Source organism: Leptolyngbya sp. KIOST-1 (assembly GCF_000763385.1).
Lineage (GTDB): Bacteria > Cyanobacteriota > Cyanobacteriia > Phormidesmidales > Phormidesmidaceae > Nodosilinea.
This window is the reverse complement of the sequence record NZ_JQFA01000002.1, coordinates 53,525-69,183: the sequence shown is the minus strand read 5'-3', so window position 1 is coordinate 69,183 and position 15,659 is coordinate 53,525. Positions and strand designations below refer to the sequence as shown.

General features: G+C 63.4%; 14 protein-coding genes. 7 read left to right on the top strand and 7 right to left on the bottom strand.

Annotated features, from left to right (window positions below; genetic code table 11):
* Nucleotides 1–123: 123 nt before the first annotated feature.
* Complete coding sequence (locus tag NF78_RS27850) at nucleotides 124–645, bottom strand: type IV pilin-like G/H family protein (protein ID WP_052049474.1); 522 nt, start codon at nucleotides 643–645, stop codon at nucleotides 124–126.
* Nucleotides 646–844: 199 nt separating this feature from the next.
* Between NF78_RS27850 and NF78_RS00340 the strand changes: the two genes are divergently transcribed.
* Nucleotides 845–1,867, top strand: a complete 1,023-nt coding sequence (locus NF78_RS00340) for an NAD-dependent epimerase/dehydratase family protein (protein WP_052049473.1) — start codon at nucleotides 845–847, stop codon at nucleotides 1,865–1,867.
* A gap of 31 nt (nucleotides 1,868–1,898) precedes the next feature.
* Here the strand turns inward: NF78_RS00340 and sppA are convergent, their stop codons facing one another.
* The 5 genes from sppA to NF78_RS00315 all read right to left on the bottom strand — a co-directional run bounded on the left by sppA (nucleotide 1,899) and on the right by NF78_RS00315 (nucleotide 7,189).
* Entirely contained in the window at nucleotides 1,899–3,761 is a 1,863-nt protein-coding gene (gene sppA, locus NF78_RS00335) for a signal peptide peptidase SppA (RefSeq protein WP_035984268.1), read from the bottom strand.
* Nucleotides 3,762–3,795: 34 nt separating this feature from the next.
* Nucleotides 3,796–3,993, bottom strand: a complete 198-nt coding sequence (locus NF78_RS00330) for a twin-arginine translocase TatA/TatE family subunit (RefSeq protein ID WP_035984267.1) — start codon at nucleotides 3,991–3,993, stop codon at nucleotides 3,796–3,798.
* A gap of 277 nt (nucleotides 3,994–4,270) precedes the next feature.
* Nucleotides 4,271–5,476 carry an aspartate aminotransferase gene (locus NF78_RS00325; protein WP_035984266.1) on the bottom strand — a complete coding sequence of 402 codons (1,206 nt, stop codon included), beginning with the start codon at nucleotides 5,474–5,476 and terminating at the stop codon, nucleotides 4,271–4,273.
* Entirely contained in the window at nucleotides 5,473–6,636 is a 1,164-nt protein-coding gene (locus NF78_RS00320; RefSeq protein ID WP_035984264.1) for an iron-containing alcohol dehydrogenase family protein, read from the bottom strand. The genes NF78_RS00325 and NF78_RS00320 overlap by 4 nt, the downstream gene beginning before the upstream one ends.
* Nucleotides 6,637–6,685: 49 nt before the next feature.
* A complete protein-coding gene (locus tag NF78_RS00315) occupies nucleotides 6,686–7,189 on the bottom strand; it encodes a Ycf51 family protein (protein WP_035984261.1) in 504 nt (167 codons plus the stop codon).
* 38 nt (nucleotides 7,190–7,227) lie between these two features.
* Here NF78_RS00315 and NF78_RS30610 point away from each other — a divergent pair, with 38 nt between their 5' ends.
* The 6 genes from NF78_RS30610 (at nucleotide 7,228) to NF78_RS00290 (ending at nucleotide 14,528) form a co-directional block, all read left to right on the top strand.
* Nucleotides 7,228–7,530 (top strand): hypothetical protein, encoded by a 303-nt coding sequence (locus tag NF78_RS30610; protein ID WP_156119575.1) that lies wholly within the window; start codon nucleotides 7,228–7,230, stop codon nucleotides 7,528–7,530.
* 146 nt (nucleotides 7,531–7,676) lie between these two features.
* Entirely contained in the window at nucleotides 7,677–8,294 is a 618-nt protein-coding gene (locus tag NF78_RS00310) for a hypothetical protein (RefSeq protein ID WP_225885183.1), read from the top strand.
* Between the two features lie 562 nt (nucleotides 8,295–8,856).
* On the top strand, nucleotides 8,857–9,786 hold the full coding sequence (hetR, locus tag NF78_RS00305; protein WP_035984260.1) for a heterocyst differentiation control protein: 930 nt from the start codon (nucleotides 8,857–8,859) through the stop codon (nucleotides 9,784–9,786).
* A gap of 60 nt (nucleotides 9,787–9,846) precedes the next feature.
* The gene (gene crtD / locus NF78_RS00300) at nucleotides 9,847–11,382 is read left to right on the top strand and encodes a C-3',4' desaturase CrtD (protein ID WP_035984259.1); all 1,536 of its coding nucleotides are present in this window, start codon (nucleotides 9,847–9,849) and stop codon (nucleotides 11,380–11,382) included.
* 274 nt (nucleotides 11,383–11,656) lie between these two features.
* Entirely contained in the window at nucleotides 11,657–12,919 is a 1,263-nt protein-coding gene (locus NF78_RS00295) for a hypothetical protein (protein WP_225885182.1), read from the top strand.
* Between the two features lie 28 nt (nucleotides 12,920–12,947).
* Nucleotides 12,948–14,528, top strand: coding sequence for a glycosyltransferase family 39 protein (locus NF78_RS00290; protein WP_156119574.1), 1,581 nt, complete (start codon nucleotides 12,948–12,950; stop codon nucleotides 14,526–14,528).
* Between the two features lie 56 nt (nucleotides 14,529–14,584).
* Here NF78_RS00290 and NF78_RS00285 read toward each other — a convergent pair whose 3' ends face one another.
* On the bottom strand, nucleotides 14,585–15,625 hold the full coding sequence (locus NF78_RS00285; protein WP_035984257.1) for a S66 peptidase family protein: 1,041 nt from the start codon (nucleotides 15,623–15,625) through the stop codon (nucleotides 14,585–14,587).
* Nucleotides 15,626–15,659 lie beyond the last annotated feature (34 nt).

Below are 15,659 nucleotides of genomic sequence, written 5' to 3'. Positions count from 1 at the left end.
TGCACCCGGGTCTCAGCTACGGCATTCCGTAGTGTTTGTTACAAAGGCGGCGGCACTCCGGGCGGCAATTTCCTCGTTCAACCCAGGGCCCAAGCGCCCCCGGCCCAGGACCAGCGCTGCTGGCTACAGCGTATTGCAGTTAGTGATCTGCACCTGTCCAGCTACCGCCACCGGGGTGGGGTCGGGGGTGCTGGCCGTGTTGCCCTGGCAGATTACCATTCCCAGCCGCGCCCCTCCCTCCGGGTCTACGGTGGTAAACACAACCCCGGCGTAGCCCCGCAGGGCCGGGTTCGTCGGTATGGCCTGGGTCTGGGTCATTTCAATGCCGCTGGCTGGGGACGTGACCGTGTAGGTGTACTCGGCGGGAGCGTTGGCATCGGCAAAGCCCAGTTCGGCGGTCGAGGTGGCAAAGCGATCGTTTTCAATAAAAAAGGTCTGCTGGGCCCGGTTGACCAGGCCGATGTACATCAGGGCTCTGGACTGTTTGGACCGGGCGGCCTGGCTCAAAAAACTGGGCAGGGCGATACTGGCCAAAATCCCTAAAATGACGACGACGACCAGTACTTCGATCAGGGAAAATCCCTGCTGGTTAGCCTTGTTACAGGGGGGATAGGACCTGCTGAGGTGACGATTGAGGGCAGCCATAGCCGATATACGGTAGTGGAGGTTGCCCAACCTTCTACGCAATTACTCGGAGATAACCGGGGAAAATGGGTTAACTTTACCTGAGCTTCAAACAGACCTGGCCGGCTCCGGTAGACGAAATGGGAGCGCTGCCCTACCGCCCCTGGGTTGAAAAGGGACCTAGCTCTGCCAAAACGGTCTAAACTGTCAGACTATACCCATGAACCTGAGCGATTTGGACACCCTTTCTCCGACCTCGACCTCCCCGGATACCCTGCGCGTGTTTATGACCGGGGCTAGCGGCTGTATTGGCCACTATATTCTTGACCTGCTGCTGACGAGCGATCGCTACGAGCTGTTTTTGCTGTTGCGCCACCCTGAAAAGCTGCAGCTGCCGGTGCAGGATAACCCCCGGGTTCACATTCTGCGCGGTGGGCTGGAGAACATTGAGCCGCTGACGGATTTGCTGCCCACGATCGATATCGCTATTTTGACGGCGGCGGCCTGGGGGGGTGACCCTGGTTACGTCGAGGCGATCAATGTCGATGCCAATCTGGCGGTGATGTCCCACCTCGATCCCCAGCGCTGCCAGCAGGTGATCTACTTTTCCACCGCCAGCATTTTGAACCAGCAGAGCGATCCGCTGCCCGAGGCGGGGGCGATTGGCACCGAATATATTCGCAGTAAGTACGAGTGTCACCGTCGCCTGCCAGAGCTGGCGGTGTACGACAAAATCACCACGGTGTTTCCCACCCTGGTGTTTGGCGGTGACAGAAACAAGCCCTACTCCTTTATTTCGGCAGGGCTCAGGGATGTCACCCGCTGGGTGGGGCTGGTGCGGTTTTTTCAGGCCGACGCAGGGTTTCATTTTGCCCACGCCCAGGACATTGCGACCGTGGTCTACTACTTGGTTGGGCACCCCTCGGCCAACGGGTACCGAGAGTACGTGCTGGGCAACCCGCCTCTGACCGTCAACCAGGCCGTGGAGCAGATCTGCGACTACTTTGGCCAGCGCATCTGGTTTCGGATTCCGCTGTCTTTGTGGCTGGCCGACGTGCTGATTAAAATCTTTCGGGTGCAGATGGCCCCCTGGGATTATTTCTGCCTCCGCTACCGTCACTTCATTTATGCCGGAGCCGTCAGTCCCGCCACCTTTGCCCTGGAGCCCTACTGCACAACCCTGGCCGACCTCATGCGCGTCCACGGTATTCACGGGGTGAAGAAGCGGAAGAAGGTGAGGTAGGGGCCGGGGGCTAATGAGGCTACTTTAGGCGCTACTTAATCGTCAGCCGAAAGGGCATGATGGCGTAGATGCCGCGCGGGTCGTTGAGGGTGCGAAGGAGCTGAGCGTCGTCAACGAACGATAGCACCTGGGTGGTAAGGGGGTCGTGGGCGATGGCTGGGGTGGTTTCGGTATTCAGAAATACCCGTAGAAACCGCTGCCATTCGTCGGGTTCGGGGTACTCCTTCAGCCGCCAGTCCTCCTCCAGGCTGGCCAGGTCCGCGGCGGTGACGATTGCCGTATTGATCCCCCCCAGCTCGTCCACCAGGCCCAGATCCAGCGCCGCTTTGCCCGACCACACCCGCCCCTGGGCCAGCTCTGCCACCGCCGCCCGGTCCAAGTTGCGCCCCTCGACCACCCGATCTAAAAAGCTGTCGTAGATGGCATCGACCGTGCGCTGCAAAATGGCCAGCTCCGCCTCGGTTTTGGGCCGGGTGCTGGTAAAAATATCGGCCAACTCGGCGGTTTTGACCCCGTCCCAGTTCACCCCCACTTTGCCGCCCAGGTCTTCCAGGTTGAGAAAAATGCCGAACACCCCAATCGAGCCAGTGATGGTCGTGGGCTGAGCGACGATCGCATCGGCCTGGGAGGCGATCCAGTAGCCCCCGGAGGCGGCCACGTTGCCCATGGAGACCACAACCGGCTTGTCCGCCTCCCGCAGGAGCCGCACCTCGCGCAGAATGACCTCCGAGGCGGTGGCGCTGCCGCCGGGGCTGTTGACTCGCAGCACCACGGCCTTGACCTCGTTGTCCTGGCGCAGCTGGCGCAGCTGGCGGGCCAGGGCATTGGCCGCAATTACGCCGCTCTGGCTCAGGTCGCTGTCGTCACCGCCATCGATAATGGCGCCCTCGGCGTAGACCAAGGCCACCTGGTTGCTGGAGCGGCGGCTGGTGAGGGGATCGGCGGCAGTTTTGGCATAGTCGACCAGGTCTACCTGGCGAAAGTCGAGGTCGTCTTCACTGGCGCTGCCGCTGAGGTCTCCGCTGTCGGTCAGGGGGCCTTCCCCTGTGAGCCCCCGCAGGGCGGTGATTACTTCGTCTTCGTAGGCGATCGCGTCGACGAAGTTCTGGGTCTTAGCCTCCTCCCCAAACAGGAACCCCTGGCGGTTGGCGACGGCCTGAAACTGCTGGGGCGTGAGGTCGCGGGGCGCAGCGGCGGTATCGAGCAGATGCTGCCACACATCCCACAGCAGCCGCTGGGTCTGCTCCCGCTCCTCAGCGCTCATCGTGCTGCGAATCAGCGGTTCTACCGCCGACTTGTAGCGGCCCACCCGGGTCACCTGCACCCCGACACCCAGCTTTTCCAGGGCCTCAGCCTGGTACATGGTTTCGGCGTAGAGGCCGTTCATTTCGATGTCCCCAAAGGGGTTGAGGTACACCGTGTCGGCCAAAGCCGCCAGGGCGTATTCTTGCTCATCCCAGGCTATGTCGTAGGCCAGAATTGGTTTGCCCGCCGCCTGGAAAGCCTCGATGGCCGGGTGCAGTTCCGCCTGGCTGGCCAGCCCCACCCCTATGGCGCTGCCACCCTTTAAATAGAGGGCGACGATGCGATCGTCGGTGGCGGCAGACTCCAGGGCCAGCACCGCCTCCCGCAGGGTGAGCCGACCGGGGTCGGAGCCGCCAAAGACCAGCGCACTGGGGTCAACCGTGGCAATGGAGTCGGGGATGACCGTGGAGAGGTCATAGACCAGTACGGTGTCTTTATCGAGGGCGAGGCTATCGCTGTCGCGGCTGAAGCCAGCCATCAGTACCCCCACCAGCCCCATCGCCCCCAGGGCGACCAAAAAGCCCAGCAGCAAAAAAAATAAAATCGACCCGGTCAGGCTGGCCAGGGTGTACTTCAAAAATTGCCGCATGGGTTAATGAGGGATAGACAGTTACGAAGCCAGTCTAACGGTACACATCGGCGTCTTCGGCATCGTCGTAGGTGTCGAGGGCCGTATCTTCAGGATTCTGGTTCATTTCTTCTTTGAAGCCGCGCAGGGTTTTGCCCAGGGCGCTGCCTAGCTCAGGAATTTTCTTGGGGCCAAAGATCAGCACGGCCACCCCAATCACAAGGGCAACTTCAGTCCAGCCGAGGTTAAACATGGTGGTAGCGGGGGTTGGAGGTTTGTATAACTATACAGCCTGGGACCAGTCTACCGACGGGGCAATTGCCTCGGCGCTGGCCCCAAACGGGGCATCAATTCTGGCTATAAGCCGTTTACTGTCGGCCTCAGACGCCAATGGATAGCAGCTCCTAGGGGCTGTCATCAAGTAGCTGCCAAACGCCTAAAATTAAAGGTTGCAGCCCCTAACCTGGCTTTTGGGTCAGGCGTGGCAAAGCGTGATATACCGAGCTTTTGACCACAATTGATGACACGCCCTAGATTGCCGCCGCCGTCTGGGGGGCAAACCGAAAGCCAGCCTGGCGAATGCGGTCCATGGCAACGGCCAGGCGATCGCATTCGGCAATCAGGCTAACCCGAATATAGCCCTCCCCGCCGGGGCCAAAGGCATTGCCGGGGGTGACCACCACGCCGGTTTCCTGCAGCACCGCCAAGGCAAAGTCGGTGGAGGTGCTGTCGGGGGGGCAGGGTACCCACAGGTACATGGTGGCCTGGGGTTTGGCCACCGTCCAGCCCAGGGAGGCAAACTCGTCGATCAGAAAGTCGCGACGGCTGGAGTAGCGCTGCTGCACCTCCTCCAGGTAGTGGTCAGGCAGGGACAGGGCGGTTTCCGCCGCCCGCTGCAGGGCCGCAAAGATGCCGTAGTCGAGGTTGGTTTTGAGGGTGCGCAGGCCCTGAATGATGTGGGAGTTGCCCACCACAAAGCCCACCCGCCAGCCCGCCATGTTGTAGGTTTTCGACAGGGTATGAAACTCAACCCCCACCTCTTTGCCACCGGGAATTTCCAGCAGGCTGGTGGGCTGGTAGCCGTCGAAGGCCAGTTCGGCGTAGCAGAGGTCGTGCACCAGCAGGATCTGGTGGCGGTGGGCAAATTCCACCGCCTGCTCGAAAAACTCGCGGGGGGCGGTGGCCGCGGTGGGGTTGTTGGGGTAGTTAAAGAACAGCGCCTTGGCCCGCTGGGCCACCTCCACCGGAATGGCGTCGAAGTCGATCAGCCAGTTGTTGGCGGCAGAGAGGTGCAGGTTGTAGATCTCGGCTCCGGCGATCGCAGGCCCCCTAAAGTGTGCCGGGTAGGCCGGGGTGGGCACCAGCACCAGGTCGCCGGGGTTGATAAAAGCCATCGCCAGGTGGGTAATCCCCTCCTTGCTGCCCAGCAGGGGCAGGGCCTCGGCGGTGGGGTCGAGGGCGACGCCGTAGCGGCGGCCGTACCAGTCGGTAATGGCGGTGCGAAAACTGGCGGTGCCCTCAAAGGGGGGGTAGCCGTGGGTAGCGACATCGCCAATGGCGGCCCGCGCCGCCTCCACCACCGGGGCTGGGGTGGGGCCATCCGGGTTGCCCATGCCCAGGTCGATCAGGTCCAGCCCCTGTTCGCGGGCGCGGGCCTTCAGCTCATCGAGACGGGCAAAGACGTAGGGGGGCAGGGCGCTGAGGCGGTGGGCGGTGGGCATCCAGTCGAGGGTCATGGCTGCACCTCCGGGGCAACGCTAGAAGGACGAAGGGGGGCAGAGGGCCGAGCTTTTTCGCGCAGCTCAGGGCACAGGGGCGATACCATCGCCGCCATTACCGCCGCCGGGGCCACCGTAAAGGGCAGGTGGTGAATATCGGACCCCTCGCGGCAGGCAAACTCCGCCGCCTGCTGCAGCTGGTGGAGGGACATATCGCCCAGCCCCAGGTCGCTCAGGGTTTGGGGCAGTCCAGCGGCCCGGTAAAAGGGCAACAGCTGCTGCCGGGCGGCCCGGGCCAGGGCGGCGTTGCCCCCCATTTCCTCCAGCCGCAGCTGCACCAAAATACCGTAGGCCACCTTCTCGCCGTGGAGAATGCCGTGACTGGCGGGCAGCTGGGTGAGGCCGTTGTGCACGGCGTGGGCCGCCACCGTGCGGCACTGGGCACCGCCCACCCCGCCCACTACCCCGGCCAGCAGCACGGTGGCGTCGACCACCTCCTGCCACTCAGGGCCACCCCACTGGCGCAGGGCCGCCGGGGTTTTTTGCAGGAGAATATCGCGTAGCACCCGGGCCTGCTGCACTGCCGCCACGATCAGGGTTTGCTGGCTGGCCCCGCTACTGACCGCTGCCTCGTACCACTTGGCCAGGCCGTCGCCAATGCCCGCCACCAGGGTACGGCGAGGGGCCGTGCGAATCAGGGCGTAGTCGAGCACGAGTAGGCTGGGGCAGGTGGGCAGGGCCACATCGTAGCGAAAGGCACCCTGGTCGGAGTAGACGTTGGACAGAGCGGTCCAGGCGGCGCAGGTGGCGGCGGCGGTGGGCACCGTTACCACGGGGGAATCGATCTGGTAGGCCAGCAGTTTGGCCGTGTCGAGGGCCTTGCCGCCACCGATGCCGATTACCAGGTCAGCCTGATGCTCAGCGGCGATCGCCCGCAGGCGCTCCAGGGAGCTTTCGCTACAGTCCTGGCCGTAGGCAGCAGTCTGAGGCGTCAGGCCCTGCTGCCCTAGCGCCTCGACCAGCGGGGCGGCCAGCTTCAGGCTGTGGCCGCCGCCTACAATCAGGGGGCGCTGACCCAGGCGGGCGATTGCGGCCCCCTGGTCAGCTAAAATGCCGTCGCCGCGAACAACCTGGGCCGGGGCGATGGCGAGGATGGGAAGGGGGGAGAGGGTGGGCATAGGCAGTGGGGAGGCGGGAGAGAGTGAGTGGATGAGGGACCAGTGGAGGTCAGCCGGGAGTAGACGGGCCAGGGCTGTAGATCTGCACCTGAAACGCGTCCTCTGCCCCCTTGGGATTGGGTTGAATTTGCCCCAGGTAGACCAGTTTAGAGATGCCGCCGGGTTCGTGGGCAATGGTGCGGGCGCGAATGGTGGCGACCTGACCGGGCAGTCCCAGCCGGTAGGGCTTAAACAAATTGCTGGCGGCCTGCCGCAGGGTGGCATCCAGGGTTTCCGGGGCAATCTCCTGGGGGACAGCAATGACAATCTGGCTGGCCCCGGAGTCGTAGACCGTGGTGTAGGGCACCGCCCCGGGCACCGCCGTGCGGCTGAAGGGCTCAAAGCTCAGGCCGAGCAGACCCACGGTGAGCACTCCGGCGAACCCGGTGGCCCCCACCAAACGGAACCGCAGGCCCCACTTAAACACAAAGGCAAACCCCGTCAGTGCGGCCAGGGCCAAGGTCATCAAACCAGCCCATCGGGTGGCCTCTAAAAAATCATCTGGGCTGAGCATCGCGCGATCGCATCCGTAGAGGTAACGCAGTAGAGTAGGTGGCTGATCCAAGATATCGCAGAAGCCCCTCCCCCAGCGGGAAAAGTGCCTGGCGGTGCCGCGTCGTTCCATCGCTGGAGTCGCGCGCCCGGAGTCCTGTCCTCCTCACCCGCCTGGTATCGAGCCATACCTTTATCTTTTCTGATCCTATCAGCAGTTTTCCCGTCTTTGCGGTGCTGAGCAATGGGCCTGGGCGATCGCAAGTTTGGTCAGGCCGCAAAGCGCTGCCTGCGATCGCCCACAGCGTTCCGGCTAGCTACGGGCAGAGCCACCCCTTCTTTGGCATGTTCAGGGCCAATTAACGGCCATTTTGCCGGCTGTTCTGGCGCTGTTCCGGCACTTTTCTGGCCCTGTCAAAACTCAATAAAATAATCGGCACATTAAGTTGTAAACCTACCCAAGACAGGGTAAAACTTGAAGCCGTAGCAATAAACAGATGGCGGCAGCGATGACACAGGTAGCAGGCACAGATCGACGCGTGGGGCGGTGGAGCATACGTGGGGTAGGGCTTTTGCTGCCGCTGCTGCTGCTGGGCTGCGGCTCGTCTAAAGTAGCCCAGTGCAACCAGCTGGCCGAAGTGGTCAACCAGACCCAGGGCTTTATGCAGGAGTTTGAGGCGGAAATTCAAACCTTCAGCGAGAGCGCTGCCCAGGTCAAAAACCTGGACGACATCAAGCTGGCCGCCAGCCAGTACACCACCGCCGTCGACAAGGTGGTCACCAACCTGAACGGGCTGGTCAGTGACCTCCAGACCACCAATCTGCGCGATGAGGACCTGAGCCAGTTCAGGGACGAATATGTCGTTGTTGTGCAGGGGTTTAGCGCCGCCCTGACCGACGCCCGCGAGGCTATGGATCTGGTGGTGCAGGTGGAATCAGAGGCGGAGCTACCGGCCAAAATTGAAGAGTCCCAGCAGCAGACCATGAGCGCCGTAGCCTCCATCGAAACGCTGTCGCAGACGGAGTCGCAGCTGATCAACCAGGTCAACGGCTACTGCGGTGCCGCCCAGCCGGTCGAGCCCGTGCAGCCCACTACTCCAGCGCCTCCTCCCGAACCCGGCTCCTAGTCTGCCGGAGTTATAGCGGCTTTCCTGGGCAAGGGAGAGCGGTTTCAGGTCTGTGGTTCAACGCCGGCTGTAGACCTGAAACCCTGGGCCGTACCCCCACTGATCCGCCACGTTTAGCTGGGCCGGCTACCCGGATGGGGCATCCATACAGCCCCCCGATCGGCCTGTTTTCAGCCCCCAGTTTTCAGCATAATGGCGGGTTGAACGGCCCGGCTGCGAACTTTGTGCGGCATTTTCAGCAACTAAACCTATACTTTTGGCTAAGTTACCCGCCCCGTTTCAGAGCAGCCGCAGAGCCCGCTGGCATAGGCTATGGTTAAAGCTGTGGCTGGCCCTGCGGGAGGCGGCTGGCAGCTAATTGATGACTATCCCTAGCTATCCCTCGGGGGCAGTAGTGCGCCCAGTTGGTCATCCAAACAAGCGGTTGGCTGCCCCAAACGGCGATCGCACCGTTTGCCTGGAGGCTGTGTCGGTTCCCTGCCAGTTCCTGTGCCCCGTCAGTTCCTGTAAGTTACTGAGGCTAAAAATTTCGTAATTTCCCAGTCTGAGTAATCGCCATCCTGTGACCTACCAGTCCCAAGTTCCACCCGATCTGAAGCACGACCTGCTGCGAGCCGTAGACAACAGCCCCGCAGACTGGATTTTGCTCAACCTGGCCCTCAGCACGATGAAGATGGGAGGGCATCGCTACGGAGCTTTCCTAGACGCCGCCACCACCGCGGCCAAGCTGGCCATCTACAGCACCTTTATTGAGCAGGGCAACAACATTCGCAAAACCGGCTTTTTGTACCACGTTGAGCCCAAACGGGTGAAAGCCATCGTGCAGGAAATTCAGGCAGCCCTGGCCGAAGGTCAGAGCCTGAAGGTGCTCAATTCCAAAGAGCCCTACTACTTAATTGCGCTGCCGTTTCTGTGGCAGGAGCACTTTCCCTGCCCCGCCAACGAGGCCAGGGTGCGGATTCAGGGCCTTACCCCTGGTGAGCGCAAACGCATTGAAGACAGCCTGCCCGCCAGCGTTCCCAAGGCCCGAATTTTAGACCAGGTCGAGTTTAACGAGCTGATGGAATTGCTCCACCACATGTCGCAGGAGGAGCTACCAACGGGGCAGCGGATGCCCTTTAGCGATGCCCTGATGTCCCACATCAAGTTTCGGCTGCTGCATTCGGGCACCGTTATCCAAATTGATTCCCCCCTGGTGGACATTCCCCTCTACGCCTTGGCCAGCGAGTCCTACTCGCCCAGGGGAGAGCAGGAGCGGGTGTTCGCCATGATTGACGATGTGGCCCGCTATTTTGGCCTGCTGCAAGCCTGGGTGCGCGAAGAAACCGGTGTACTGCGCGGGGTGGAGGTGTTTGACGTCGCCCCCCAGCAGCGCCAGGCGGCCCTGGAAGAACTCGACACCCTACTGCGGGCCTGGGCCGACAAGTACCACCAGGATGGCGGTATGCCCATGGTGCTTCAGTTCGCGGCGGGCCGCCGGGATTACGACTAGCTGGGCCATCCCACCCTCCGGGTGAGCTAAGCTGAAAGTGTCGTAAAGAAATGTAACACTATGGACCGTGACGCAGGGCCACCGGGTCGCCGGGTCGTCGTTATCGGGGCAGGCATTGGCGGGCTGACGGCGGCGGCCCTGCTGGCCCACCGAGGCTATGCCGTGCGGGTGTTTGACCAGGCCCAGGTGGCGGGGGGCTGTGCCTCAACCTTCCGGCGGCGGGGATTCACCTTTGATGTGGGGGCTACCCAGGTGGCCGGGCTGGAGCCGGGGGGCATTCATCACCAAATCTTTGCTGAGCTGGGCTTGCCCCTGCCCGAGGCGACCCCCTGCGACCCCGCCTGCGCGGTGTTTCTGCCGGGGGAAAGTGAGCCCATCCGCGTGTGGCGCGATCCGGTGGCCTGGCGAGCCGAGCGCCAGCGGCAGTTTCCTGGCAGCGAGCCCTTCTGGCAGCTGATGCAGCGGCTGTTTCAGCCCAGCTGGCGGTTTCAGGCCCGGCAGCCGGTGCTGCCCCCTCGCAGTCTGTGGGACCTGGGTCAGCTGACCCAGGCGCTGCGCCCCGATACCCTGGTGACGGTGCCCTATACCTTTGCCACCGTGGGGCAGGTGCTGAAGCAGCTGGGGCTGGGGAAAGATCGCCGCCTCAAGACCTTTCTCGACCTCCAGCTCAAGCTCTACTCCCAGGTCGGCGCCGACGAAACCGCCGTGCTCTACGCCGCCACCGCCCTGAGCATGGCCCAGGCTCCCCAGGGGCTGTGGCATCTCCACGGCAGCATGCAGGTGCTCAGCGACAGCCTCGAAAAAGCGCTGGGGCGCGACGGCGGCCTGCTGCAGCTCAACCATCGGGTGCAGCAGGTGCAGACCGAGCGGGGTCGGGTAAGCGGGGTCCAGGTCACCGATCAAAAAACGGGGCGCACCTGGGTCGAGCCCGCCGACCACGTGGTGGCCAATGTCACGGTGCAGAATCTGGTTCAGCTGCTGGGCGAAGACCCAGCGGGCAGGGGCGCGAGGGCGCTGGCGCTGGCCGGCTACCGACGCCGGGTGACAACCCTGCCCCCGGGCAGCGGGGCCTTTGTGCTGTACCTGGGGGTCGAGGCCGCCGCCATTCCCGCCGATTGCCCTCCCCACCTGCAGTTCTTCTACAACTACGACGGCCCGATCGCCGAAAATAACACCCTGTTTGTCTCCGTCAGTCGCCCTGGTGACGGTCGCGCTCCGGCGGGGCGAGCCACCATTGTAGCCTCGTCATTTACTGACCTTGGCCCCTGGTGGCAGACCCACGACTACGGGGCGATGAAGCAGGCCTACACCGAGGGCGCGATGCAGCGGTTGTCGAGCTACTTTGACCTCCGGGACGACCATATTGTCCATGTCGAAGCCGCCACCCCGCGCACCTTTGCCCGCTTTACCGGCCGCGATCGCGGCAGCGTCGGCGGGCTCGGCATGCGGGTGAGCACCTTTGGCCCCTTTGGCTTTGCCAACCGCACCCCGGTGGGCGGACTGTGGCTGGTGGGGGACTGTACCCACCCGGGGGAAGGGACAGCGGGGGTGAGCTACTCGGCCCAAACCGTCGTGAAGCAGATTGTGGCGTCCTAGGTAGAGGTCGGGCGGCATTAGCGGGCAAATCCTCAAGAAAACTTTAAAAAATGCATTCTGGATAGCTGGGAAAATTGTTCCTGTCCTGGGTATTATTGACAGAACTATGGCCGTAGTTGGGAATCAGCCTAAGTAAGATCCACAACTCAGTGCCGTCCAGTGGGTGTTGGGATGGGTCAATGCTTAGCCATTTGCCCTTTATCCCTAGCTCAGGTTATGGTTGGCTCCCGCTGGGTTGCCTCTGTGTCTACCGCCCTCCAATCAGGTCAGCAGCATGAGTCCCTGGGATTCCTTAGATTCGTGGTCAAACTACTCCAGTCGACCTCCCGCTACTCTGGAGGATCTGCTCTATCAGCACTGGCAGTACTGGCGTAAGCAGGAGGCTCCCGAGGTTCTCATTGAGCGGTTTCGCCGTCTGTTTTTAGATGTGGCCAACTACCCCGATAGCTCGGTGGCCAGCGCTCTGCTCAGCCTTTCGGAACAGGACACCGCCGATCGCGAGTTCAAGTATGTGCTCAACCGCTGCTGCTACACCCTGATCAACCTCTGGTACACGCAGCCCCGCGACCACTGGGCGATTCCAGAGCTGGTGCGGCTGTTTGAGGACCTGCCCCCGCTCAGCAACGCCAACCCCAGGGTGCAAAAGGTTTATAGCCTGGTAAAGGAATTTGCCCACACCGAGCAGTACGCCTCGCTGGTGCGGCTACAGCAGATCATGTCTCCCGTGCGGGAAGTCGACCTACCCGTGGCGGCGGTGGTGGACGAGCAGCCTCTGGCCCACCGCATCCGCCACTATCCCTTTCTGTACGACAACAGCCTGCTCACCAAGGACAGCGGCCAGGAGCAAAAGCAAAATATCAACGACCTGCGCCGCCGGGCCGAGACCGATCTGGGCATCCGTCTGGCTCGCTACCACGCTCAGCAGCAGATTCCGGGCCGGGCGGGGGCGGCGGTCAATCCCACCCTGCTCGATGCTACCGGGCTAGACCAGGCGCTCCAGTTCTACACCGGCAAGCTGGACGGGCGCACCCACCGCGACCAGGCCCGCTGGTTTGCCACCTACAGTAAGACCGTGCGATCGTTCCACGACTTCAAAGACGAGTTTGTGGACTACCTGATCGGCCCGATCGCCGCCGCGGAGCCAAAATACAGCGGCAATCACTTCACTCGCAACCTGCGCCAGTACCTGCGGGAAACCCTGGCGGAGTTCGACAACCAGCCCCTGAACAGCTTCATTTTGGTGGAAACCTGCCGCCGGCTGCTCAATTTCTTGGTGGTCGACAGCCCCCATCGCCCTGTATTTCGCAACTTTCGCCACCTGGTCAACGATGTGGGCCACACCCTGACCATGGGGCTGCTGCTGCGGCTGGTGCTGTTTTGCTCGGCGGCCAAGCCCTGGCTGGAGCGCTGCTTTTCGGTGTTGTTCAACCTCCACGAGCGCCGCACCTGCAAGGAGGTGCCCTGGCTGGTGACCAGCCTGGAGCACGCCAATGTGGCTCTGATTACCAACTTTGGCGATGTGGGCTACCAGTTCTAGGTCGAAATCCGCTAGGGGCCAGTCTGGATTGGCACAGGGCTGGATTTGGGTATGGGTGAGGCGGGTGGCGATCGCTGCGATCGCCCTCGGTCTGGTGCTGCGCTTTGCCCACCTGGACCGCAAGGTCTACTGGCACGACGAGGCCTACACCAGCCTGCGGGTGGCGGGCTACCAGGGAACGGAGGTTTTGGAGGCGGTTTTGGATCGCCCCTCCCTGACAGCGGCGGACCTGCAGCGCTACCTGCAAATGCCCCCGGAACCTTCCCTGGGCCGCACCTGGATGGCGCTGGCCCACAACCCTGAGCACCCGCCGCTGTACTACCTGCTGGCCCACGGCTGGGGGCGACTGTGGGGCGCTTCGGTGTGGGGATACCGGGCGATCGCGGCAATCTTTGGGGCGATCGCCCTGCCGCTGGTGTTCTGGCTGACGCGGCAACTGTTTCCCGCTCAGCCCGGCACCGCCTGGGTGGCGGCAGCGCTGGCGGCCCTGGCTCCGGTGCAGATTATCTACAGCCAGGAGGCGCGGGAGTACGGCCTCTGGATGGTCGGCCTGCTGCTGGCCCACGGCACCCTGGTGCGGGCGCTGCGATCGGGAACCTGGTCGGCCTGGGGGCTCTACGGCCTGGCGGTGGGGCTGGCCTGGCATGGGTCGCTGCTGACGGGGCTGCTGTGTCTGAGCCACGGGGCGGTGCTGCTCGGCCAGCGCCAGCGACAAGCCTGGATCGGCTTTGGGCTGGCCCAGGGGCTGGGGCTGGCGCTGTTTACTCCCTGGATGTGGACGATTGTTCACTTCTGGCATCGGCTCCGGGCCGTCACCGCCTGGACGAATGAACCTAAACCCCTGGAGGTGTTGGCCCAGCTCTGGGGGCTGCACTACAGCGCCACGGTGGTCGACTTTAACCCACCGCTCTACCGCTGGTATACGGGGCTGGGGCCACTGCTGGTGCTGGCGCTGCTGGCGGTGGCCCTGGGCTACCTGTGGCGACGGCAGCCCCGAGCCGTCGCCCTGTTTTTGACCTGTGGCCTGCTGGTGCCGCCGCTGGTGCTGATCGGCAGCGACCTGCTCAGAAACGGGCAGATCTCCACCAACAGCCGCTATTTTTTGCCGTCGCTGCTGCTGGTACCCGTGGCGATCGCGCCCCTGATCACCGCCGGATTGAGCGCTCCGGGTCGCCGTCGCCCGGCCCTGGCGGGGGCCCTGCTGGCCCTGCTGCTGACCCTGGGGCTGGCCTCGGCGGCGGTCAACACCCGCGCCGTCACCTGGTGGAATAAATCCCTGAGCTACCCCAATATTTACCTGGCCACCTACCTCAACCAGCTGCCCGACCCGGTGCTAATCTTCAACCGCAACGGCATTGCCCTAGGGGAAGCGCTCTCCCTCAGCCACTACCTGCGGCCCGACACCCGAATGTGGCTGTTGCCCGCCGAAACTTTGCCCGCTGACGATCTAAAGACCCTGGGGGAGACCCACCCCGGGGCGACGCTGATTCTGTTTGAGCCCAGCCCGGTGCTGCTGGAGACGGTGCCGCCGGGCTGGCAAACGGCCCTGGCCACCGATACCGACCGCTTTGCCCCCACCGATCTGGTGCGGCTGCTACCGCCGCCGTAGGAGGGGGGAAACGGCATAGGGTATCTGGTAAACGGTTTGCCGTAGGCCGGGCACCGTTAGAGGACGGCGGGCGATCGCATTTCTATGGTTCCGGCACTGGCATCGATCCGGACCGGGAGGCCGATGGGCAGCGTCCACAGCGGTTCCACATGGCCGATCCAGGCCCCCGCGTAGGCAGGAATGCCCAGGGGCTGGATATGGTCGCGCAGAATGTCGGCCAGGGTGAGCGATCCGTAGCCCGCCCCCGGGCCGCAGGCGGTGCACTGACCAAACACGAACCCGGCCAGCCCGTCGAGCACCCCCGCCAGCTTTAGCTGGGTGAGCATGCGATCGACCCGGTAGGGCGGTTCGCCCACGTCTTCTAAAAACAAAATCGCGCCGGTGGTGTCGGGCAGGTAGGGCGACCCGACAATGCCTGAGATCACCGAGAGGTTGCCGCCGATTAGCGACCCGGTGGCCTGGCCTGCGGTCAGGGTAAGAATCCGCCCCTGGTCGCGCATCAGCCGATCCTGGTCGGCTCCCAGCAGTGGGTTACGGTAGGTCAGCGCTTCCCCCGCCATCAACACTCGCCGCAGCAGTTCCACCTGGTCGCCGCGCCAGGGCGTAATGCCGTGGGGGCCGTGGAAGGTGACCAGCCCGGTCTGGGCGTGGATGCCCAGCAGCAGGGCCGAGATATCGCTAAAGCCAATCAGCACCTTGGGGTTGGCGCGAATGGTGGCATAGTCCAGGTAGGGCAAAATGCGGGCGCTGCCCCAGTCGCCGCGCACGGGCAGCAGCGCCCGGATCGCCGGGTTGGCAAACATGGCGTTGAGGTCGGCGGCGCGTTCGGCGTCGGTGCCGGCCAGGTAGCCGTAGCGGGCCAGGGCGTGGGGGGCCACCCTGGGTACAAAGCCCAGGGCACTGACGGCGTCGACCACCAGATCGAGGCGATCGGGCTCGAAGGTGGCCCCCGCCGGACTGACAATCCCCACCTCGTCCCCCGCTTTCAGGCGCGGCGGCAAGCGGGGGGGCTGAACCTGCGCCCCCAGGCCAGGCCGGTGCAGGCTCACCCCCGCCGAGGCCATGGCCAGCCCACCCATTAGCTGTCGTCGCCGCATACGCGCTACCCTTAAGAGTCTGTTATTCCACTGC